Origin of the sequence: Limosilactobacillus reuteri (assembly GCF_034259105.1) — a bacterium.
In the GTDB taxonomy this organism is placed as follows: Bacteria; Bacillota; Bacilli; order Lactobacillales; family Lactobacillaceae; genus Limosilactobacillus; species Limosilactobacillus reuteri_G.
The window spans coordinates 456,693-479,340 of sequence record NZ_CP139478.1; the positions used below are offsets into that span (position 1 = coordinate 456,693).

Annotated in this window: 18 protein-coding genes and 1 tRNA gene; 17 read left to right on the forward strand and 2 right to left on the reverse strand. The window is 39.4% G+C overall.

Translation table 11 applies throughout. The features are described from left to right. The first annotated feature begins 28 nt into the window (after positions 1-28). The 6 genes from SH603_RS03115 to uvrA all read left to right on the forward strand — a co-directional run bounded on the left by SH603_RS03115 (position 29) and on the right by uvrA (position 8,649). Entirely contained in the window at positions 29-535 is a 507-nt protein-coding gene (locus tag SH603_RS03115) for an acyl-CoA thioesterase (protein WP_169472677.1), read from the forward strand. A gap of 89 nt (positions 536-624) precedes the next feature. Then, positions 625-2,349 carry a phospho-sugar mutase gene (locus tag SH603_RS03120; protein ID WP_169472678.1) on the forward strand — a complete coding sequence of 575 codons (1,725 nt, stop codon included), beginning with the start codon at positions 625-627 and terminating at the stop codon, positions 2,347-2,349. Between the two features lie 164 nt (positions 2,350-2,513). After that, entirely contained in the window at positions 2,514-3,152 is a 639-nt protein-coding gene (locus SH603_RS03125) for a YfbR-like 5'-deoxynucleotidase (RefSeq protein ID WP_003666416.1), read from the forward strand. 107 nt (positions 3,153-3,259) lie between these two features. Continuing rightward, the gene (locus tag SH603_RS03130; RefSeq protein WP_003666419.1) at positions 3,260-3,532 is read left to right on the forward strand and encodes a hypothetical protein; all 273 of its coding nucleotides are present in this window, start codon (positions 3,260-3,262) and stop codon (positions 3,530-3,532) included. A 221-nt stretch (positions 3,533-3,753) separates the two neighbouring features. Then, positions 3,754-5,769: an excinuclease ABC subunit UvrB gene (uvrB, locus tag SH603_RS03135; protein ID WP_321534072.1), complete on the forward strand. Its 2,016-nt coding sequence runs from the start codon at positions 3,754-3,756 to the stop codon at positions 5,767-5,769. A 15-nt stretch (positions 5,770-5,784) separates the two neighbouring features. Then, positions 5,785-8,649: an excinuclease ABC subunit UvrA gene (uvrA, locus tag SH603_RS03140; protein WP_169471699.1), complete on the forward strand. Its 2,865-nt coding sequence runs from the start codon at positions 5,785-5,787 to the stop codon at positions 8,647-8,649. A 50-nt stretch (positions 8,650-8,699) separates the two neighbouring features. Here the strand turns inward: uvrA and SH603_RS03145 are convergent, their stop codons facing one another. Next, positions 8,700-9,665, reverse strand: a complete 966-nt coding sequence (locus SH603_RS03145) for an IS30 family transposase (RefSeq protein ID WP_321534073.1) — start codon at positions 9,663-9,665, stop codon at positions 8,700-8,702. 327 nt (positions 9,666-9,992) lie between these two features. Here SH603_RS03145 and SH603_RS03150 point away from each other — a divergent pair, with 327 nt between their 5' ends. The 7 genes from SH603_RS03150 (at position 9,993) to clpP (ending at position 17,292) form a co-directional block, all read left to right on the forward strand. Further along, positions 9,993-11,324 carry an APC family permease gene (locus SH603_RS03150; protein WP_169472681.1) on the forward strand — a complete coding sequence of 444 codons (1,332 nt, stop codon included), beginning with the start codon at positions 9,993-9,995 and terminating at the stop codon, positions 11,322-11,324. A 107-nt stretch (positions 11,325-11,431) separates the two neighbouring features. Beyond that, positions 11,432-12,304, forward strand: a complete 873-nt coding sequence (gene rapZ / locus SH603_RS03155; RefSeq protein ID WP_321534074.1) for an RNase adapter RapZ — start codon at positions 11,432-11,434, stop codon at positions 12,302-12,304. 15 nt (positions 12,305-12,319) lie between these two features. Beyond that, on the forward strand, positions 12,320-13,306 hold the full coding sequence (locus SH603_RS03160) for a gluconeogenesis factor YvcK family protein (protein ID WP_169472682.1): 987 nt from the start codon (positions 12,320-12,322) through the stop codon (positions 13,304-13,306). Positions 13,307-13,324: 18 nt separating this feature from the next. Beyond that, positions 13,325-14,266 (forward strand): DNA-binding protein WhiA, encoded by a 942-nt coding sequence (gene whiA, locus SH603_RS03165; RefSeq protein WP_003676247.1) that lies wholly within the window; start codon positions 13,325-13,327, stop codon positions 14,264-14,266. 556 nt (positions 14,267-14,822) lie between these two features. Further along, a complete protein-coding gene (locus tag SH603_RS03170) occupies positions 14,823-14,954 on the forward strand; it encodes a hypothetical protein (RefSeq protein WP_003666430.1) in 132 nt (43 codons plus the stop codon). 194 nt (positions 14,955-15,148) lie between these two features. Then, positions 15,149-16,504: an MFS transporter gene (locus SH603_RS03175; protein WP_169472683.1), complete on the forward strand. Its 1,356-nt coding sequence runs from the start codon at positions 15,149-15,151 to the stop codon at positions 16,502-16,504. A gap of 194 nt (positions 16,505-16,698) precedes the next feature. Then, positions 16,699-17,292 carry an ATP-dependent Clp endopeptidase proteolytic subunit ClpP gene (gene clpP, locus SH603_RS03180; protein ID WP_003666435.1) on the forward strand — a complete coding sequence of 198 codons (594 nt, stop codon included), beginning with the start codon at positions 16,699-16,701 and terminating at the stop codon, positions 17,290-17,292. Positions 17,293-17,453: 161 nt separating this feature from the next. Here clpP and SH603_RS03185 read toward each other — a convergent pair. Continuing rightward, a tRNA-Arg gene (locus SH603_RS03185) sits at positions 17,454-17,525 on the reverse strand. 268 nt (positions 17,526-17,793) lie between these two features. On the opposite strand from SH603_RS03185, the gene gap reads away from it, so the two are divergent. The 4 genes from gap to eno all read left to right on the forward strand — a co-directional run bounded on the left by gap (position 17,794) and on the right by eno (position 22,382). Beyond that, complete coding sequence (gene gap / locus SH603_RS03190; protein ID WP_003666436.1) at positions 17,794-18,801, forward strand: type I glyceraldehyde-3-phosphate dehydrogenase; 1,008 nt, start codon at positions 17,794-17,796, stop codon at positions 18,799-18,801. Between the two features lie 89 nt (positions 18,802-18,890). Then, the gene (locus SH603_RS03195) at positions 18,891-20,096 is read left to right on the forward strand and encodes a phosphoglycerate kinase (RefSeq protein ID WP_321534075.1); all 1,206 of its coding nucleotides are present in this window, start codon (positions 18,891-18,893) and stop codon (positions 20,094-20,096) included. 123 nt (positions 20,097-20,219) lie between these two features. Beyond that, complete coding sequence (gene tpiA, locus SH603_RS03200; RefSeq protein WP_003667474.1) at positions 20,220-20,969, forward strand: triose-phosphate isomerase; 750 nt, start codon at positions 20,220-20,222, stop codon at positions 20,967-20,969. 90 nt (positions 20,970-21,059) lie between these two features. After that, the gene (gene eno / locus SH603_RS03205; RefSeq protein WP_003666443.1) at positions 21,060-22,382 is read left to right on the forward strand and encodes a phosphopyruvate hydratase; all 1,323 of its coding nucleotides are present in this window, start codon (positions 21,060-21,062) and stop codon (positions 22,380-22,382) included. Positions 22,383-22,648: the final 266 nt, after the last annotated feature.

The window sequence follows — 22,648 nt, forward strand, 5'->3', positions numbered from 1 at the left end:
ATATAACAAGAACTAAGGAGGGTTTTTAATGGGTGCAATCAAATGTAATGATACATTGGCGGTGTCAATTCATCGGATTCGTAATTCAGATTTAAACGAACACGGGACAGTATACGGGGGACGAATCTTGGAATTGATTGATGGTCAAGCCTCGGTAGCAGCAATGCGAGTAGCTCGGACAACAGTTGCAACAGTGTCAATGGATGAGATCCAATTTCTGCGACCATTTGACCTTCAAGATTCAATGTGTATGGAAGCATACGTTACCGGCTTTGGGAAGCGATCAATTGAAGTGTTTACAAAAGTAATTGGCGAGCACTTGATGACCGGTGAACGTTTCCTCGGCTTTTATTGTTTTATGACTTTTGTAATTCTTGATTCTGAAAAACAAACGGCATTTAATAAGTTAATTCCAGAAACGGAAGAGCAAAAGACATTAATGGCAACATATTCTCAACGTGTTAAGCAACGCCAAATCCAGCGGCAAAAACAGCAAGAATTTCAGCCTCATATTTCAATTTCCAAGCCGTGGTAAAACTTTAGTAAAATTTTAAGTAAAAAGCGACAGATAGCATTTTATGCGGTATACTAAAAAGTAGAGTATGACATAAAGGAGACATTATTGTGAGCTGGAAAGATACTTATAAGGTTTGGCAAGAACGAACAGATCTTGAACCAGACTTAAAGCAGGAATTAGCTGCAATGAGCGACGATAAAGAAATTGAAGATGCCTTTTACGGTCCACTGTCATTCGGAACTGCAGGAATGCGGGGACTGATGGGACCTGGAATTAACCGGATGAATGTTTACACCGTCCGTCAAGCAACTGAAGGTTTGGCAACTTTAATGGATTCATTGGGTGACGATATTAAAAAACGAGGAGTCGCTATTGGTTACGATTCTCGTCACAACTCCCGTAAGTTTGCTCATGATGCTGCTCGTGTATTAGGCGCTCATGGGATTAAGGTTTACATCTATGATAATTTACGCCCAACACCTGAATTGTCATTTGCAGTTCGTCACATGGGGACTTATGCGGGAATCATGATTACCGCTAGTCATAACCCTAAGGAATACAATGGTTACAAGATTTACGGTGAAGATGGCGGACAGATGCCACCTAAAGAATCTGACATGATGACAGGTTACATCCGTAAGATTGATGATATTTTTGACATTGCTTTAGCTGATGAACAAGAAATACTTGACAATGGTTTGGAAACAATCATGGGTGAAGATGTCGATGCTGCATACCTTGCTAATGCTAAAGGCGTAACTGTTAACCCTGAATTAGCTAAGGAATACGGTAAAGATATGAAGTTTGTCTTTACCCCATTATGCGGAACTGGCCGAATGCTTGGTGAACGGGCATTGCGTCAAGCTGGTTTTACAAATTATGAAATGGAACCAACTGAAGCACAACCAAATGGTGACTTCCCTGGTTTGGAACATCCTAATCCAGAATTCCCAGAAGCATTTGTTCGATCCATTGCCCTTGGTAAAAAGGTTGGTGCAGATGTGTTGATCGCCACGGACCCTGATGCTGACCGGCTTGGATGTGCAGTTCGTCAACCAGATGGTGAATATCAATTGCTAACTGGTAATCAAATTGCTTCTATCATGCTTGCCTACATTCTCGAAGCGCATAAACAAGCGGGAACCTTACCAAAGAATGCTGCTGCGGTAAAATCAATTGTTTCTACTAACTTTGCTGCTAAGATCGCAGAAAGTTACGACGTTGAGATGATCAATGTTTTAACTGGTTTCAAGTGGATCGCTGACCAAATTCATCAATATGAGACTGGAAAAGCTGATCATACCTTTATGTTTGGTTTTGAAGAAAGTTATGGTTACCTTATTAAGCCATTTGTTCGTGACAAGGATGCTATCCAATCCTTAACGTTACTTGCTGAGGTTGCCGCTTATTACCGTAGTCGTAACATGACTCTTTACGATGGCTTACAAGAATTATTTAAGAAGTACGGCTACTTCCGCGAAATGACAATTGCTAATACTTATGCTGGTGTTGATGGCCCAGCTAAGATTAAGGCTTTAATGAAGAAGTTCAGAGAAGAAGCCCCAACTCATTTTGCCGGTCATCAAGTAGTAGTTACTGAAGACTTCGCTAATGGGACCAAAACTACAGCTGATGGCAAAGTAAGTGAATTAGGGATCCCAGAATCAAATGTATTGCGTTACACTCTTGATGATGATACTTGGATTGCTATTCGTCCATCGGGAACTGAACCAAAGCTTAAGTTCTACATTGGTACAAGTGCTGATACCTTAGATAAGGCAAATGAAAAATTAGCTGATTTCGAAAAGGCTTTACAAGAGTTTGCTGAATAATAACTGAGAGACTGTTGAAAAAACTTTGCTTTTTTCAACAGTCTCTGTTTTTATATACGATATCGGGGATGTCAATAAGATTAAATTTTTCCTCACCTTTCTTGAAATTTCGCCAAAAAATTGTATGATTGTACAAATTAATTATTTTTTGGGAGGAATTCATCATGGGAATGCATGAATATCTGAAAAGTTTAAGTGACCTCGAAATGATTAACCGTGCTCCAGGATATTTTAAATTTGAGGAACACAATGTGGCTGCCCATTCATTTAAAGTAACGCAAGCAGCACAAATGCTTGGTGATATTGAAGAACAAGCCGGGAATGAAATTGATTGGCGTTCTCTATATGAAAAAGCTCTAAATCATGACTATACAGAGCGCTTTATTGGTGACATCAAAACGCCGGTAAAGTATGCTACCCCTGAATTGCGCTCAATGCTGGCACGGGTTGATAAATCATTAACAGAAAACTTTATTCAATCTGAAATTCCGGCTGAGTTCCGGGCTGCTTATGAACGACGATTTGCGGAAGGGAAAGATGATACTTTAGAAGGTAAAATCCTCGCAGTTGCTGATAAGATTGATCTTATGTATGAATCATTTGGTGAGATTCAAAAGGGTAATCCTGAACCAGTTTATATGGATATTTATAAGTCGAGCTTGACGGCAATTATGGATTTTCGTGATATGGCCAGTGTCCAGTATTTCCTTAAGAAGATTTTGCCAGAATTATTAAAAGATAATGCAGATGGTAATGCGAAAAACCAATTAGCGATTATTACTACACAAATTATTCAACAATAATTTGTGATTTTAGGCTTCCTTTTATCAAATAGTTGATTTTTGCAAACGCTTTCTTATAATAGAAGTAGAAGGTGAAAAACTAATAAGGTAAATGGGAGGCGGCAAGGATGACACCAAGTTTATTTGCAGGAACATTTGCAATTTTAGTATTATGGTTAATCGTTGATATTATCTGGGAATTGAGTCGACCAAGAGACATTGTAATGCGACGCCTCTGTGCTTGGCTTAATCTTATTGCGATTATTGGTGGTTTTTCCGTATTTTATGGAGTAACCCATTTTGATAATGCTAATCTTGTTCCATGGTTTATTTGTTTGAATTGGATTAATGTTGTTGCCGCGGGCTTACAATTTTACTTTGGTTACTTTCGGCATAGCTAAATGACAAATAAAATATTTTAAGAAGTGAGTGAAAATGGTCTTGTTTGGAGAGATTATTTTCTACTCACTTTTTTACTGTAAATTTATAGACGAATACATGTTTGGGTGATAAACTAATAACAGTAAATAATAAATAGTTAGTGATAAGTGGGATGCGGTAATTTATGAAGTTGCGATTCCACTTTATTTTATTTAACTGCGACGTAAGGGAGGAAATTCTTTTGATTTACCGGCAACCAGATAAAAAATTTGAACTAGTGTCAGAGTACAAGCCAACCGGCGACCAGCCCCAAGCAATTAATCAATTGACAAAGGGGATTGAAGATGGTGAAAAAGCTCAAATCTTATTAGGGGCAACGGGAACAGGAAAAACATTTACGATCTCAAATGTGATTGCCAATGTCAATAAGCCAACTTTGATTCTTTCCCATAACAAGACCTTAGCTGGGCAACTCTATGGTGAAATGAAAAAATTTTTCCCTCATAATGCGGTTGAATATTTTGTTTCCTACTATGAATACTATCAACCGGAAGCATATGTTCCATCAAGTGATACTTATATTGAAAAAGACGCGTCAATTAATGATGAGATTGATAAGCTGCGGCACTCTGCCACCACTTCCTTGCTGGAAAGAAATGATGTAATTGTCGTTGCCTCTGTTTCTAGTATTTTTGGATTAGGAGATCCTCGTGAATACCAAAATAGCGTCCTTTCTTTGCGTGTTGGTCAAGAAATTGAACGTGATCGATTGTTGACTGAACTGGTTAATATTCAATTTGATCGCAATGATATTGATTTTCAACGGGGACGTTTCCGCGTTCGTGGTGATGTAGTTGAAATCTTTCCGGCGTCGCGTGATGAACGGGCATTGCGGATTGAATTCTTCGGGGATGAAATTGACCGGATTCGTGAAGTTGATGTGCTGACAGGCGAAGTGATTGGTGACCGGGACCATGTTTCTATCTTCCCGGCGACTCACTTTATGACTAATGAAGAAGTCATGGATCGGGCATTGCCACAAATTGAGGCTGATATGAAGAAACAGGTAAAGAAATTTACTGACGAGGGAAAGCTTCTTGAAGCAGAGCGGATTCAGCAACGGACAACTTATGATATTGAAATGATGCGTGAGATGGGCTACACCAATGGAATTGAGAATTATTCGCGTTATATGGATGGTCGAAAGCCCGGTGAACCACCTTATACTTTATTGGATTTCTTCCCTAAAGATTCCTTATTAGTTGTTGATGAGTCCCACCAAACCATGCCGCAAGTACGGGGTATGTATAACGGGGACCGGGCGCGGAAACAAATGTTAATTGATTATGGGTTCCGCTTACCGAGTGCTCTTGACAATCGACCATTAAAACTACCAGAATTTGAAAAACATGTTAATCAAGTTGTATACATGTCTGCAACCCCTGGCCCATATGAAATGGAACAGACAGACCACGTTGCTCAGCAAATTATTCGACCGACTGGGTTACTTGACCCAACAGTTGAAGTTCGCCCGGTAATGGGACAGATTGACGACCTAGTTGGTGAAATTAACAAACGTATTGAGAAAAATGAACGTGTTTTTGTTACGACCCTGACGAAGAAGATGTCTGAAGACCTTACTGATTATCTAAAAGATATGGGGTTAAAGGTCAAATACCTTCATAGTGATATTAAGACTCTTGAACGGACGCAAATCATTCGTGATCTCCGTCTTGGCAAATTTGATGTTCTTGTTGGAATTAACCTCTTGCGGGAGGGGCTGGATGTTCCAGAAGTATCCTTGGTCGCCATTCTTGACGCCGATAAAGAAGGCTTTTTACGTAATGAACGTTCCCTTATTCAGACGATTGGTCGGGCGGCCCGGAATGAAAATGGGGCAGTAATTATGTATGCTGATACCGTCACTGACTCGATGCAAAAGGCAATGGATGAAACAAAGCGGCGGCGGACGATTCAGATGAAATACAATGAAGAACATCATATTACACCGCACACAATCATCAAGCCAATTCAAGAAGCAATTACTGTTACTAAGAAAGCAGCGGGTGAAACTGAAACAGATAATAGTGCTGAATTTACTGACAAAGATTTTGCAAAGCTGGATAAAGAGGCCCAAGCAAAGATGCTTGATGAATTAACAGAGCAAATGCGTTCTGCTGCTAAGCACCTTGACTTTGAACAAGCTGCTACGCTTCGTGATACGATAATGGAATTAAAGACAAAAGCAAAAAAATAGAGGAGGGATTATTTCGTGGCAAATGATAAGATCATAATTCATGGGGCACGGGCTCATAACCTAAAAAATATTGATATTACTATTCCGAAAAACAAGTTAGTCGTTGTAACTGGTCTGTCGGGTTCTGGAAAGAGTTCTTTAGCTTTTGATACATTATACGCAGAGGGACAACGACGCTATGTGGAAAGTTTATCGGCTTATGCGCGGCAATTTTTAGGCCAGATGGATAAGCCAGATGTAGATTCAATTGACGGATTATCTCCGGCAATTTCAATTGACCAAAAAACAACATCCCATAATCCGCGTTCAACGGTCGGAACTGTGACTGAAATTAACGATTTTCTCCGCTTGCTATGGGCACGGGTTGGTACACCAATTTGTCCGAACGATAATATTCCAATTACTAGTCAGTCACCAGAACAAATGGTAGATCGGGTACTAGAGTTGCCTGAACGGACACGCCTGCAAATTCTTTCACCAGTTATTCGCGATAAAAAGGGAACACAAAAGAAAGTCTTTGAGACAATTAAGCGTGAAGGATTTGTCCGGGTTCAAGTAGATGGCGAAACTTATGACCTTGATTCAGTCCCTGAACTAGATAAAAATAAAAAACATACAGTTAATGTCGTGATTGATCGAATCATAATCAAAGAGGGAATTAGGTCGCGGCTATTTGACTCCTTTGAATCAGCTCTCCGCTTAAGCGATGGTTATGCAATTGCTGATGTGATTGGAGGAGACCCAATTCCATTTTCTGAACAATATGCCTGTCCCATTTGTGGCTTTACAGTTGGTGAATTAGAGCCACGGCTATTCTCCTTTAATGCTCCTACTGGTGCTTGCCCAGAATGTGAAGGGTTAGGATTGAAGCTCGAAGTAGATATTGATTTAGTAGTTCCTGACCAAACAAAGACCTTAAAAGAAGGCGCGATTGTTCCCTGGAATCCAATCTCATCGCAATACTATCCCCAAATGTTAGAACAATTCTGCAAGTCGGTTGGCATTGATATGGATACGCCGTTCAATAAGTTGTCTAAAAAGCAGCAACAACAGATTTTGTACGGTAATGGTGAAACACCATTCCACTTCCATTATGAGAATGACTTTGGGGGCATTCGGGATGTCGATGTGCCATTTGAAGGTGTTATCAATAATATTAGCCGACGCTACCGGGAGACTAACTCAGATTTTACAAGAGAACAAATGAGAAAATATATGACTGAGCTTCCGTGTCCGGTTTGTCATGGTTATCGGCTAAACCAGCGGGCCTTAGCAGTAAAGATTGATGGGCGAAATATCGGTGAAATTTCCGCTTTATCAATTAGTGATTCCCTTGAATTTTTCAAGAACATCAAACTTTCTGCACAAAAAAATGAAATTGCTAAGCCGATTTTAAAAGAAATCATTGATCGATTAACCTTTATGAAAAATGTTGGTGTTGAATACCTAACTTTAAGTCGTTCAGCCCGAACTCTTTCAGGAGGAGAAGCTCAGCGGATTCGGTTAGCAACCCAAATTGGTTCTAATTTATCAGGAGTAATGTATGTTCTTGATGAGCCGTCAATTGGACTTCATCAGCGAGATAATGATCGTCTGATTGAATCGTTAAAGGCCATGCGCGATCTCGGCAATACGCTGATTGTCGTAGAACATGATGAAGATACAATGCGCGCGGCCGATTACATTGTCGATATTGGCCCTGGAGCTGGTGAAAATGGAGGCCAAGTGATGGCTGCCGGAACTCCTAAGCAAGTTATGCGATCGCGGAAGTCGTTAACTGGCCAATACTTATCAGGAAAGAAATTTATTCCGGTTCCCCAAGAGCGCAGAGTAGGTAACGGTAAGAAAATTACTATTACAGGAGCTGCGGAAAATAATTTAAAGGATATTACAGTTGATTTTCCGCTTGGTGAGTTCATTTGCATAACGGGGGTTTCTGGTTCAGGAAAGTCAACTCTTGTTAATATGATCCTCAAAAGGGTCTTGGCACAAAAACTGAATAACAATTCAGCAAAGCCTGGTAAGTACAAGTCGATTAGCGGGGTCGAAAATATTGAAAAAGTTATTAATATTGATCAATCGCCAATTGGTCGTACTCCACGAAGCAACCCTGCAACTTATACGGGAGTCTTTGATGACATCCGTGAATTATTTGCCCAAACCAACCAAGCTAAAATGCGTGGTTATACTAAGGGGCGTTTTAGCTTTAACGTTAAGGGTGGGCGCTGTGAAGCCTGCCGTGGGGACGGAATTATTAAAATTGAGATGAACTTCTTGCCAGATGTTTATGTGCCATGTGAAGTTTGTCATGGAACACGTTATAATTCTGAAACACTTGAAGTTGAATACAAGGGTAAGAATATTGCTGAGGTTCTTAACATGACTGTTTCGGAAGCCCTAGACTTCTTTAGCGCAATCCCTAAAATTAAACGTAAATTGCAAACCATTGAAGATGTTGGGCTTGGCTATGTTCACCTTGGCCAACCAGCAACTACTCTTTCGGGTGGGGAAGCTCAACGAATGAAATTAGCAGCTGAACTTCACCGTCAGTCTCACGGTAAGAGCTTCTATATTTTAGATGAGCCAACTACTGGATTGCACATGGATGATATTAAACGTTTATTAGCTGTCCTGCAGCGGTTAGTCGATGCGGGAAATACTGTTTTAGTAATTGAGCATGATTTAGATGTTGTAAAATCAGCGGACTGGTTAATTGATCTTGGCCCTGAAGGAGGAGCTGGTGGAGGTAATGTTGTCGCCACCGGAACGCCAGAGCAAGTAGCGGAAGTAAAGGGAAGCTACACTGGTAAATATTTAAAAGAGATGCTCGAACGTGATCAAAAGTGGGCAGAAGAACGAGAAGCTAAGCAAAAAAAGTAGTTGCAATCTAATTCTTCTAATGGTATTCTAACCCGAAATGTCAATTTAAGTTAGAAAGAAAATAGTTGCTCATCAGTGACGTAAGACATGAATACTTCATATGGAGTTCGATAGCCTAGTGATTTACGGGGCAGGTTATTTCGCTTACTCATCAGTTGGGTTACCAATTCATCAGGAAGATTGTGGAAATCTAGCTGTTTCGTTAAGCCATCCCGGCGTAAAAGACCGTTGTTGTTTTCGTTCAGCCCTCGTTGATTGGGAGCACCAACCTCGGCAAAGTAAGTGTGAAGGTCAAATTGATTGGCAATCTCGCGCCAGCCGGCGAATTCTTTTCCGTTGTCAAAGGTAATCGATTTGAAGAAGTGCCGCGGGAATTTCCGAAGCCACTGACTTAAGTGTTGGTTAATCGCATCAGCCGTCTTTTCGTGCACATTGAGTACAATTTCGACCTTCGATTGGCGTTCGGTCAGGGTCATTACCGCCCCTTGGTGCTTTTTGCCTTGGACGGTATCAGCTTCAAGGTGCCCAAATTCAGTGGCATAGTGCGGAAAGTCCTTGGCACGCTCGTGAATACTTCGCCCCAATTGGCCAGCCTTCCCACGGCGCTCGACATAGCCATTCGGGTGCCGCTTACCTCGCATCGGCAAGGAACGGACATCGAAGCCGAACTGGCCACGTTCAAACATCCGGTAAAGAGTTCGCCGGTTACAACTAATTGGGCGCTCAGCGCGCCCAATAATGGTATCAGGCGTCCACCCCTGGGCAATTTTGTCGTTGATATAAGTGAGTTCAGCCAGTGACAACTGAGTACGTTTTCGGCCACAACGTTGCTTATTGCGCATATAGTGATCTTGATAATCAGCAATTGAGGCACCGGTTTCCAGGTAACGATAAACGCGATAAACGGTTTCGGCGCAACGTTTGATCATTTGGGCCACTCGGTACGCTTTAAGCTTTTGCACGAAAGAATGGGCGATGATTGTCAGCTCGTTTGTGGTAAGATGGGTGTAAGTCATTTGTGGTTTCCTTTCTTTTGTTTAGGGGTATTTAAAAGTCTACCACAAATGGCTTTTCTATTTTTCTAACTTAATTTTACAAACGGCGTAATAAAAATCAAAGTACACGAAACGAGGGAAAAGAAATGTTATTTTTTATAATCAAAATCAACAGTTTTCTTCCTCCTCAGCCTCTAACTCTATTAAGGCTGAGTGATTTTGGTGTACCCAATCAATAGGTTTATACAGACTCGGGTTCTCTATTAATCATTTGGCGTGACCAAATTGCATTAATAGGTGATATCCCGGGTTTTTATTTTGCCTAATATTAAGAATGGAGGAATGATGATGAATCAACAGCCAATAGATGAATTAAAAAGGTCGCTTGGATTCTGGTCCGCTATTTCGATTGTTATTGGGACAATTATTGGATCGGGAATATTCTTTAAACAAGGATCTGTTCTTGATAGTGCTGGTACATCTACTCTTGCAATTGCAGCCTGGGTATTTGGAGGAATTATTACTTTAACTGGTGGATTAACAGTGGCGGAAATTGGTGCCCAGATGCCATATACCGGGGGACTATATGTCTATATTGAAAACTTGTATGGCCGCCTTTTAGGATTTTTAGCCGGGTGGATGCAAGTAATTGTTTATGGGCCAGCAATTATTGCTTCGGTTGCCGGATTTATGAGTATTTTAATGGCAAATTTCTTTGGTTTAGGAACCCAGTGGCGGATACCTTTAGCAGTGATTACGGTGATTGCCATTGGAGTAATGAACCTTTTTGAAAATAAGGTTGGCGCAATTTTTTCGATTATCACGACTGCTGGAAAAATGATTCCAATTGCAGCAATTATTATCTTTGGTTTGTTCTGGGGGCATCAAGATGCTTTTGGTCAAACAGTTACCGAAATTCACCAATCAACTGGTGGTTTTGGGGTAGCAGTTTTAGCAACCTTGTTTGGTTATGATGGTTGGATTTTAATTGCAAACCTTGGGGGAGAAATGAAAAATCCCCAAAAATTATTGCCACGAGCTATTATTTTAGGAATTACTGCTGTTCTTATTATTTATACTTTAATTACTGTTGGGATTCTTAAGTTCCTTCCAGTTAACACTATTCATCGGCTAGGCGAAAATGCAACTGCATACTTAGCTGTGAAAGCCTTTGGTGCAATTGGAGGGAAGCTGCTGTCAGCCGGAATTATTATTTCGATGATGGGGACTTTAAACGGAAAAATGATTACTTTCCCCCGGATTGTATACGCAATGGCGCGCCGTCATGATTTGCCATTCTCACGCTATCTCGCATATATCACGCCAAAGGGTAAGTCACCAGTAGTCGCAACGATGTTTATTATCATTCTTGCAACGATTATGATGTTCTTCTTTGACCCTGATCACTTATCAGATTTGTGTGTGTTTACTGTTTATTGTTTCTATCTTTTAGCATTCTTTGGGATCTTCATTTTAAGACATAGAAATAAGGGACCACGCCCATTCAGCACACCGCTTTACCCCTTAGTGCCAATTATTGCGATTGCTGGTGGAATCTTTGTCCTAGTAAGTGAAGTTATGAATGATCCAGCTGGTGTAATTCTTTTTATTGGAATCGTCATTGTAGGATTACCAATCTTATATATTGTTAAACGAATGGATCAACGACGGATGCATTAATATTTAAGGCTAAGTTTGACTTGGCCTTTTTTGTTGCTTAAATAAGACACACCCGGCTTGATGTGATAGAATAGTTGGGTAGCTGTATGCGAAAAGAGGAACTAGTGATGGTAGATAAAAAATTAAAAGTAGTAATTATTACAGGGATGAGTGGTGCGGGGAAAACCGTTGCCGTTCATAGCTTAGAAGATTTAGGATATTTCGTAATTGATAACATGCTTCCTGGATTGGCAGAACGTTTTGTTGATGTGATAGAAGATTCGGGAGAGTTTGATAAAATCGCCATGGTAATGGATATGCGTTCACGCGGATTTTACGATGAGGTTTTACCAAACTTTGAAAAACTGAAAAAACGGGCTGATTTAGATGTGAAACTACTCTTCTTAGATGCTAATGACGTCACGTTAATTTCACGTTATAAGGAAACAAGACGTTCTCACCCCTTATCTCCACAAGGTCGAATACTTGATGGGGTGGAATTAGAACGGAAGCTTTCAACTGATCTTAAGAGTCAAGCAGATATAGTAATTGATACCACTAATGTGACACCACAAAATCTAAAGTTAAGGCTTAATAAATTATTCGGACATGGTGAAGGTAATGACTTTTATGTTGAAGTAATGTCGTTTGGTTTTAAATATGGGTTGCCACTTGATGCGGATATCGTAATAGATGTTCGTTTCCTCCCTAATCCATTCTATATTCCAGAACTAAGGCACTTAACGGGAAATGATCCAGCTGTTCAAAATTATGTTATGCAGAGTTCGCTGGCTAAGGAATTTTACCAGCATTTACGGTCGCTCTTAGAGATTGCTCTTCCGGGTTACATTAAGGAAGGAAAGAGCAGTTTGACAATTGCAATTGGGTGTACGGGTGGTCAACATCGGTCAGTAACTATTGCTAATAAATTATCCGCTGATTTAAAAGAAAAAGGATATAAAGTAAATACTTACCATCGCGATATTGAGAAGGCAAAGTAAAGAGGAGTTTTAATTATGTTGCATAAACCAAAGATTGTAGTAATTGGTGGGGGGACTGGTTTACCAGTTGTCCTTCGCGGATTACGAGATCAAAACGTTGATGTTACGGCAGTCGTAACAGTAGCTGATGATGGTGGTTCTTCAGGAATTTTACGAAATTATATTAATGTGGTACCACCTGGTGATATTAGAAATGTTTTAGTTGCGTTATCAGAATTGCCTGATCTCGAACTTGATATTTTCCAATACCGATTTAGGAGCAGTGATCAGTTCTTTGCTGGTCACGCGATTGGTAATTTAATTATCTCTGCTTTGTCTGAAATGAAGGGTGGCATTTTTACCGCTGTTCAAGAGTTGTCAGAAATGATGAAGATTAATGGACATATTTATCCTGTTGCCAATGAGCCGTTGACCTTAAATGCTGAATTTACAGATGGGACAAAGTTAAGTGGTGAATCGGAAATAACGGCTGCCCATAAGCAAATTAAACGAGTCTGGGTAACACCTTCTAAAGATAATGACGGTCATCCCGCTCGTCCTGTATCAGAGGTTATAACAGCAATAAAGAATGCAGATCAAATCGTTCTTGGTCCTGGAAGTTTATTTACTAGCATCCTGCCAAACTTGATGATTTCTGAAGTAGGGCAGGCCGTTTGCAAAAGTAAGGCTGAAGTTATCTATATTTGCAATATTATGACGCAAAAGGGTGAAACGGATAACTTTACAGATGCTGATCATGTGCGGGTATTAAATCATCACCTTGGGAAGAATTTTATCAATACGGTCTTAGTCAATATTCAACCAGTTCCCGAAAATTACCTTGATTTTCAAGAATGGAATGAAATTTCTCAACCAGTTAAGCATGATTTCCAAGGGCTACGAGCACAGCATTGTCGCGTAATTAGTTCGAATTTTCTGCGGCTAAAAGACAATGGTGCCTTCCATGATCGCGATAAAGTTGTAGCAGAATTAATGAATCGAATTCACCAGGTTCACGAGTAGTTAGGAGACTGATGCTAGATGTCATATGCAAGCGAAGTAAAGAAAGAATTAACGGGGATCACTGTTCATCGGGATAATGCAAAGGCGGAATTGATGGCCCTTATTCGGATGAACGGATCGATTGGCATTGCTGACCACCAGTTGGTACTGAACGTTCAGACTGAAAACCCAGCAATTGCACGGCGAATCTATTCACTGTTAAAACAATTTTACGGGGTAGAAAGTGAAATCGTGGTTCGTCGTAAAATGAAATTAAAAAAGAATAACCAATATATAGTTCGCTTACGCTATCACGCACAACATGTCTTAGATGATCTTGGTATCTTACAAAATTATCAAATCAAAGAACAAGTACCCGTAGAATTGCTCAAGGATGAATGGATGGTTCGTTCATATCTAAGAGGTGCCTTTTTAGCGGGGGGATCAGTAAACAATCCTGAAACTTCTCGCTACCACTTGGAGATATACTCCCTTTATGAGGAACATAATGAGATTATTGCTCAGATGATGAATAAGTTTGGTCTAAATGCCCAGACAACCGCACGCCGTAGTGGCTTTATCGTTTACTTAAAAGAAGCCGAAAAAATTGCTAATTTTATGTCATTAATTGGTGCAACTAACTCAATGCTTCAATTTGAGAATATTCGAATTGTCCGAGATATGCGGAATTCAGTTAACCGATTAGTAAATTGTGAAAATGCTAACCTGAATAAGATTGCGAATGCGTCAACGCGCCAAATCGAAAATATTGAATTTATTGATTCGCGAGTAGGGCTTAGCAGCTTACCTGATAAATTGCGTGAAATTGCAGAAACACGCCTAGCCCATCAAGAAGTTAGTCTAAAGGAATTAGGAGAATTAGTTCCTGGTGGTCCAATTTCCAAGTCTGGTGTTAATCATCGCTTACGTAAATTAAATGCTTATGCTGATGAGTTGCGTGCATCACAGGTTAAACAATAACTTTGCGGGTGACCTCTTTGGACTAAGAATAGAACGGTGATTAGATTATTGTTCGTGAAAACAGTTAAGGCAGGGAGAAAAACAAGCTTTCTTCCTGCCTTAATTTACTTTCTTTAAGTGAAATTTATTTATTGTTTATACTTTCGCTAATTAGCGCTAATTCGGTTGCTGCACATTCTTGATCTAATTCATTCCAGTTGGCGGTAACGTTAAAAACGTTTAATTTATTTGCTGACATTGTAACATCCTCCTTGACCTTACACCTTTGTTCTCTTTCGTCTACATCTTGTATCATACTATAATTGGTCTAAAAGTCAACTATTACAATAACGGTATTTATATAAGTTTTTTAAAAATTGGTATAGTTCAATTGCTAGAATTACTAATGTAATAGCAAAGATAATCGTTTATCAAAGTTAGATAAATTGTTAAATTTTGGAAACGGCATTCACGGGATAGTTGTTTTGGATTAAGGGAGACTTGCTTTTTAAAACAATGACCGGTATAATTGGAACGTTAATTAATTTACGTTTAATATTAAAGGAGGCAAAGTAACATGCGTAAAGCACACCCATACGGCGTACAAGGCCGTCGCCCAATCGCTTCAAAGTACAAGCGAGCATTAAAAGAAAAGAAGATCGAAGCTATTCGTAAGTGGGCTAAGGAAAAGCCAGCTGAAGAAAAGTAATTCAGTCTATAAAAGCTATGCAATTCAGTGCATAGCTTTTATTTTTTAATAAAAAGAAAAAACTAAAACATCAATTAATAAGATGACTCTTTTAAAAGTAACGTTTTAATGTTTTATACACTAATGCGATATTTTGTATGTTAAAATATAAGTAAGCGCTTACATAAGGTGTCATTTATAAAAGAGGTGATAGTATGCTTGAGTTTTTAAAACCAGCTCCAGTGGCGAAGAAAAAGGTTCCTGCTGATAAGGTTGAAAGTTCGTATCGTTGGCATCAGTTAGGAGTATTGCTTGCAATTTGTATCGGTTACATTGGCTATTATATTATTCGTTTAATTTTCACAACCGAACAAAATGAAATTATGAAGCAGTATGGTTTTACCACGGCTGATATCGGAATGGTGCTTTCGTGTTTTGGAATTGGTTATGGGATTTCAAAATTATTTATGGGAGCATTAAGTGATAAAAGTAATACTAACCGTTATTTAGCAACTGGATTGGTTATTTCTGCACTGCTTAACTTTGGCTTAGGCTCTACTCGTAGCCTATATATGATGATGCTTCTAATGTTAATTATGTCGATTGCTCAAGGGATGGGAGCAGCGGCATGTCAACGTTCTGTTCAATTATGGTGGGGAAAGAAACACCGGGGAGCAATTTACTCGATTTGGTCTTCCACACATAATGCTGGAGCCTTTGCTTGTGTTGCCGTTGTACAATTAGCAACGTTCATGTTTTCTGGTTCTATTTCTGCTGTCTTTTATACATCATCAGTGGTTTCGTTGATTATTGCGGCCTTTGTATTATTAGTTGGTGCTGATAGACCTGTTAGTGTTGGGTTGCCAAGTATTTCTGAATATACTGGGGATGAAGTTGTTTTAGAAAACGGAACTGAGTCTGATTCAGAAGAGACGAGTCTGACTTTACCACAAATTTTTGTTAAATATATTTTGACGAATAAAGTTGTATGGGCCATTACTCTAACATCAATGTCCTTGTACTTAGTTCGCTACGGGATAATGAGTTGGATTCCAAGCTATCTTGTAGAATCAAAGGGCTTTACGACTAATTTTGCAAAATGGTTAGTGGGTATTTTTGAACTTGCGGCGGTCCCTGGAGTAATTATTATGGGAGCGATTTCCGATGCATTAAAGGGACGTCGAGCTATTGTTTGTATTTTATGTGTAATTGGTTTATTTATTTGCTTGACAACGTATTTCTTTAGTACCAGTCACATTTTGATCGTAAGTGTTCTTTTTATTATGGGAACTTTAATTTACGCCCCATTAACATTGGTTGGATTAATGGTTAATGAAGCAGTTCCTAAATTTGCAGTAGGTTCATCAACTGGATTTATGGGCTTTTTCCAATACATTTTTGGTGAAACTTTAGCAACTGCTTTAATTGGTATTTTGGTAGCTAAATATGGCTGGCTTGCAAGTAATATGGTTTTATATACTGCTTCAGCGTTAGCATTTATCTTATTAGTTTATATTTTTATTGCTGAGCGTCGTGCTGAAAAGATTGCCGATTCTGACAAAAAGAATTAAATTTTCACTAAAACAAGGTCTTAAAGAATTTTTAGCCTTGTTTTTTGGTTTAATTTATGATAGTTAAAAATATTTTGCGAAAAAATGTTAAATAATAGTTAAAACATTTGACCTTTTTTGACCAATCGAGTATAGTATTATTATCCGTTAGCATATAAGACTAACGAGTGCTAATTTATTAAGGAGGCCATATCATGAATTTAGTACCTACTGTCATTGAGCAATCATCTCGTGGTGAACGTGCTTATGACATCTACTCACGGCTTCTGAAGGACCGTATTATTATGCTCTCTGGTCCAATTGAAGACGAAATGGCAAATTCAATTGTTGCGCAACTTTTATTCCTTGATGCGCAAGATTCAACTAAAGATATTTACTTATACATCAATTCACCTGGTGGGGTTGTTACCTCAGGAATGGCAATTTATGACACTATGAACTTTATTAAGGCTGATGTTCAAACTATTGTAATTGGAATGGCTGCTTCTATGGCCAGTGTATTAGTATCATCTGGTGCTAAGGGTAAGCGTTTTGGATTACCACACTCACAAGTTTTGATTCACCAACCATCTGGTGGAGCTCAAGGTCAACAGACTGAAATCGAAATTGCTGCTACTGAAATTTTGAAAACACGGAAGATGCTTAACGGTATCCTTGCTAAGAATTCTGGTCAACCTATCGAAAAGATCCAGGCTGATACTGAACGTGATCATTACTTGACAGCACAAGAAGCAGTAGATTACGGCTTACTTGATGGTGTAATGGAAAATAATTCAAAATTAAAGTAAAGTTATAAATAAAAAGATCTCCAATTATTCGATCAATTTCGAATGATGGAGATCTTTTTTGAATTGTCAAAAAGGTGAGGGGAAATTAACATCTTTGTGGCAATGGGATATCTTAGAAACGAAAAAAGGCTGTTGAAAAATTTCAACAGCCGCATAAAAAATGCGCCCCCCGAGAGTCGAACTCGGATCTCGAGAACCGGAATCTCACGTGCGATCCATTACACTAAGGGCGCGTCAACAAATATTATGTTATCTTAAACAAAAAGGAATTGCAAGCATTATTTGAAAAATTTAATTAAAATAACGCTTACATCAGAAAAATGTTGTGATTGAATAGACAATTTTTTTGAAGATGGTATCATAAGTATCGTAGGAGTTGTACTATTGCTTAGACCTTACCACTGCGTCACTTACAATGGTTGAGAGTTGCGATGCTGATGTAATGTGATAAACTAAGCAAGTACACTAATTATGTTTTTTCCTAAAGGAGGAATTTGCAGTATGACTGTAAAAATTGGTATTAACGGTTTTGGCCGTATTGGTCGTTTAGCATTTCGTCGGATTCACGAACTTAACACAAATGATATTGAAGTTGTTGCAATCAACGATTTGACTACTCCTTCTATGTTGGCTTACTTACTTAAGTATGACTCAACTCATGGTAAGTTCCCAGGTGAAGTTACATCTACTGATACTGGTATTGTTGTTGATGGTAAGGAATACCCTGTATACGCTGAACGCGATGCTCGTAACATTCCTTGGGTAAAGAACGATGGTGTTGACTTTGTTCTTGAATGTACTGGTTTCTACACTTCTGCTGAAAAGTCACAAGCACACATTGACGCTGGTGCAAAGCGTGTATTGATTTCAGCACCTGCTGGTAACATCCCAACTGTTGTTCCTGGTGTTAACCTTGATACTTTGACTAAGGATGACATTATCGTATCAGCTGGTTCATGTACTACTAGCTGCTTGGCACCAATGGCTAAGGTTTTAAATGACGAATTTGGTGTTAAGGTTGGTACTATGACTACTATCCACGCATTTACTTCTACTCAAGCTATTCTTGATGGCCCTCGTGGTAAGAAGATGCGTAACAACCGTACTGCAAGTGTAAACACTATTCCTCACTCAAGTGGTGCTGCTAAGGCTATTGGTTTAGTTATTCCTGAATTAAACGGTAAGCTTTCAGGTCACGCACAACGTGTTGGTGTTGTTGATGGTTCATTAACTGAACTTGTTTCAATCTTAGACAAGAAGGTTACTGTTGACCAAATCAACGATGCTATGAAGAAGGCTACTAACCCAGCATTCGGTTACACTGAAGATGAAATTGTTTCAACTGATATTATCGGTTCAACATACGGTTCAGTATTCGATCCTTCCCAAACTGAAATTATGGAGGGTGACGATGGTTCACAATTAGTTAAGACTGTTGCTTGGTATGACAACGAATACGGTTTCACTAGCAACATGATCCGGACTTTACTTCACTTTGCTACTCTTTAATTTGAAGTAAAATTAAACTAATTTGATTAAGGTGGGAGGAGGACTACTCCGCCCGCTTTTTTTATCAAGAGAAGAGGAGACATAATACAATGGCTAAATTAACTGTTGAAGACCTTCCTTTAGAAGGCAAGAAAGTATTAATGCGTGTTGACTTTAATGTTCCAATTAAAGACGGTGTTGTTGGTGACGACAATCGAATTGTTGCGGCTTTACCAACAATTAAATATGTTATTGACCATGGTGGTCGGGCAATCTTATTCTCACACCTTGGCCGAATTAAAAAAGAAGAAGACAAGCCTGGACTTTCACTTCGTCCAGTTGCAGAACGTCTTTCTAACTTACTAAACAAGCCAGTAACATTTGTTCCAGTTACTGAAGGTAAGCAATTAGAAGATGCTATCGATAACATGAAGAATGGTGATGTTTTACTTGTTCAAAACACCCGTTACGAAGATGTTAAGGATGGCGAATATGTAAAGCGTGAATCTGGTAATGATCCTGAATTAGGTAAGTACTGGGCTTCTCTTGGTGATGTATTTGTAAATGATGCTTTTGGTACAGCTCACCGTAAGCATGCTTCTAATGTCGGTATTGCTATTAACATGCCAGGCAAAGCAGCAGCTGGTTACTTGATGGAAAAGGAAATCAAGTTCTTAGGTGACGCAGTAGATAATCCTGAACGTCCATTTGTTGCCATCCTTGGTGGTGCAAAGGTTTCTGATAAGATTGGTGTTATTGATAACCTTCTTGACAAAGCAGACAAGATTATTATCGGTGGTGGAATGGCTTATACATTCTACGCTGCTAAGGGAATCAAAGTTGGTAACTCACTTGTTGAAAAAGACAAGATTGACGTTGCTAAGCAAATCTTAGATAAAGCTGGCGACAAGCTTGTATTGCCAATTGATAATGTAGTAGCTGATAAGTTCAACAATGATGCTGATACAAAGGTTGTTGAAGGTGATATTGACGACGGTTGGATGGCTCTTGATATCGGTCCTAAGTCTGTTGAAGAGTTCAAGAACGTATTAAAAGATGCCAAGACTGTTGTTTGGAATGGACCAATGGGTGTGTTTGAAATGCCAAACTTTGCTAAGGGTACGCTTGAAATTGGTAAATTCCTTGGTACATTAACAGATGCTACAACAATTGTTGGTGGTGGAGACTCAACTGCCGCTGTTAAGGAATTGGGTGTTGCTGATAAGCTTACTCACATTTCAACTGGTGGTGGTGCATCATTAACTTACCTTGAAGGTAACGAATTGCCTGGAATTGCCGCAATTTCTGACAAATAATTAATGTTTAACTACTATGTTATAAATCTTATATAAGAGGCTGAAAAAACTTTTGCTTTTCTCAGCCTCTTACCGTATCTTGGTATTAACAATAAAATAGTAGATAGGGGGGGGGGGTCAATAATGAGAGTACCGATTATTGCTGGTAATTGGAAAATGCATAAGGATGTACAAGAAGCTGTCTCTTTTATCGAAAAAGTAAAAAATCAGCTTCCGCCTGCCGACCAACTTGAAACAGCAATTGCTGCTCCTACTCTTTGTTTAGTACCAATGGTTAAAGCGGCTGAAGAATCCCCGTTAAAAATAATGGCAGAAAACTGCTACTATAAGAATGAGGGAGCCTATACTGGTGAAACAAGTCCATATGCTTTATACCAGGCAGGAATCCATCATGTGATTTTAGGCCATTCTGAACGCCGAACTTACTTTAATGAGACTGATGAATTAATTAATAAAAAAGTGAAGGCAGCATTAGTAAATGGGTTATGTCCGATTGTTTGTTGTGATGATACCATGCGTCGACGAGTTGCTGGAAAGAAAGTTCATTGGGTGGTGAGTCGAATTCTCGCTGACCTTCATGGATTGACCAATGACGAAATTTGTCATGTTACGGTTGCTTATGAACCAAGTTGGGCGATTGGAACAGGCGAGAGTGCTGATCCAGAACAAGCGGCGGAAGGTTGTTACCTTATTCGCCAGACAATTAGTGATATGTATGGCGATGAAGTTGCAAATAATGTTCGAATTCTCTATGGAGGAAGTGTGACAACTTCTAATATCAATGCACTAATGGCAAAAAATGATATTGATGGTGTTTTAGTCGGAGCGGCGAGCTTAAATCCAGAAACATTTTTACAATTAGTTCACCATTAGGCGGTTAAATGCTTGTTTTTAATTGTGTAAAATAATACAATGTTAAGTGGAATTGCTTTCCAAATAAATGACAGAGGAGAGATTCATCAAATGTCACTCATTACAGATATTTATGCACGTGAAGTCCTTGATTCACGTGGTAACCCAACAGTTGAAGCAGAAGTTTACACAGAAGCCGGTGGTGTAGGCCGCGGTATCGTTCCTTCAGGTGCTTCAACTGGTGAACACGAAGCTGTTGAATTACGTGACGGCGACAAGAACCGTTTTGGCGGCAAGGGTGTTTTAAAGGCTGTTTCAAACGTAAACAACATTATTGCTAAGGAAATCGTAGGGATGGAAGTTACTGACCAAATCGCTATCGATAAGGCAATGATTAAGTTAGACGGTACTCCAAACAAGGGTAAGTTAGGTGCTAACGCTATTTTAGCTGTTTCATTAGCTGCTGCTCGGGCTGCTGCTGACGAATTACAAGTACCTCTTTACAACTACCTTGGTGGTTTCAACGCTCATGTATTGCCAACACCAATGATGAACGTTATTAACGGTGGTGCTCACTCAGATAACAAGGTTGACTTCCAAGAATTCATGATTATGCCAGTTGGTGCACCAACTGTACGTGAAGCTATTCGTTGGGGTTCTGAAACTTTCCACGCCTTGAAGAAGGAATTGGAAGCTGCTGGTAAAGTAACCTCTGTTGGTGACGAAGGTGGATTTGCTCCTGACTTTGCTAACAACGAAGAACCATTCGAATACTTAATCAAGGCTATTGAAGATGCTGGTTACAAGCCAGGTAAGGACATTGCCATTGCCTTTGACGTTGCCGCTTCAGAATTATGGAACGACGAAGACAAGAAGTACAAGCTTCGTTGGTCAACTGGTGAAGAATACACCACTGAAGAATGGATTAACTACTTATCCGGTATTATTGAAAAGTATCCAGTAGTATCTGTTGAAGACCCAATTGATGAAAACAACTGGGATGACTGGGTAACTATTACTGATAAGTTAGGCAAGAAGGTTCAACTTGTTGGTGATGACTTCTTTGTAACTAACACCGATTACTTGAAGAAGGGTATCCAAATGGGTGCTGCTAACTCAATCTTAATCAAGCTTAACCAAATTGGTACTTTAACTGAAACTGTTGAAGCTATCGAAATGGCTAAGGAAGCTGGTTACACTGCCATCGTTTCACACCGTTCTGGTGAAACTGAAGACACTACTATCGCTGACTTGGTTGTTGCTACAAACGCTGGACAAATCAAGACTGGTTCTATGAGCCGGACTGACCGTCTTGCTAAGTACAACCAATTAATGCGGATTGAAGATCAACTTGGTGATGTTGCTCAATACAAGGGTATTCACTCATTCTACAACTTGAGTCAACAAGCTCGTCAAGACATCGAAAATCGTTAATTTTAAGCATTAGTTAAAAAGCAAAAAAGAGGCTGAGAGAAAACTTTTGTTTTCTCTCAGCCTCAACTGCTTTTATGAACAATAGTAAGATAATGTGGAACTAGCTTCGCGTTGCCACAAGGCTCGAGTTTAAGTACGAACGATAATCAGCTCGTGCCGTGCTAATCATCGTCCTAGCTTAGCCAACCGCCTTGTCGAGGAGGTTATTCCCCAATCTCTTTGTTATTTTAAAGTGTAAATTGCCAAAACGCAGTAGCTGGCTGGAT

Coding starts and splice junctions, on each gene's coding strand:
- whiA (WP_003676247.1), top strand. CDS start 13,325: ATGTCATATGCAAGCGAAGTAAAGAAAGAATTAACGGGGATCACTGTT.
- SH603_RS03125 (WP_003666416.1), top strand. CDS start 2,514: ATGGGAATGCATGAATATCTGAAAAGTTTAAGTGACCTCGAAATGATT.
- eno (WP_003666443.1), top strand. CDS start 21,060: ATGTCACTCATTACAGATATTTATGCACGTGAAGTCCTTGATTCACGT.
- SH603_RS03170 (WP_003666430.1), top strand. CDS start 14,823: ATGCGTAAAGCACACCCATACGGCGTACAAGGCCGTCGCCCAATCGCT.
- SH603_RS03150 (WP_169472681.1), top strand. CDS start 9,993: ATGAATCAACAGCCAATAGATGAATTAAAAAGGTCGCTTGGATTCTGG.
- SH603_RS03175 (WP_169472683.1), top strand. CDS start 15,149: ATGCTTGAGTTTTTAAAACCAGCTCCAGTGGCGAAGAAAAAGGTTCCT.
- SH603_RS03195 (WP_321534075.1), top strand. CDS start 18,891: ATGGCTAAATTAACTGTTGAAGACCTTCCTTTAGAAGGCAAGAAAGTA.
- SH603_RS03160 (WP_169472682.1), top strand. CDS start 12,320: ATGTTGCATAAACCAAAGATTGTAGTAATTGGTGGGGGGACTGGTTTA.
- SH603_RS03130 (WP_003666419.1), top strand. CDS start 3,260: ATGACACCAAGTTTATTTGCAGGAACATTTGCAATTTTAGTATTATGG.
- rapZ (WP_321534074.1), top strand. CDS start 11,432: ATGGTAGATAAAAAATTAAAAGTAGTAATTATTACAGGGATGAGTGGT.
- tpiA (WP_003667474.1), top strand. CDS start 20,220: ATGAGAGTACCGATTATTGCTGGTAATTGGAAAATGCATAAGGATGTA.
- SH603_RS03115 (WP_169472677.1), top strand. CDS start 29: ATGGGTGCAATCAAATGTAATGATACATTGGCGGTGTCAATTCATCGG.
- clpP (WP_003666435.1), top strand. CDS start 16,699: ATGAATTTAGTACCTACTGTCATTGAGCAATCATCTCGTGGTGAACGT.
- SH603_RS03145 (WP_321534073.1), bottom strand. CDS start 9,665: ATGACTTACACCCATCTTACCACAAACGAGCTGACAATCATCGCCCAT.
- gap (WP_003666436.1), top strand. CDS start 17,794: ATGACTGTAAAAATTGGTATTAACGGTTTTGGCCGTATTGGTCGTTTA.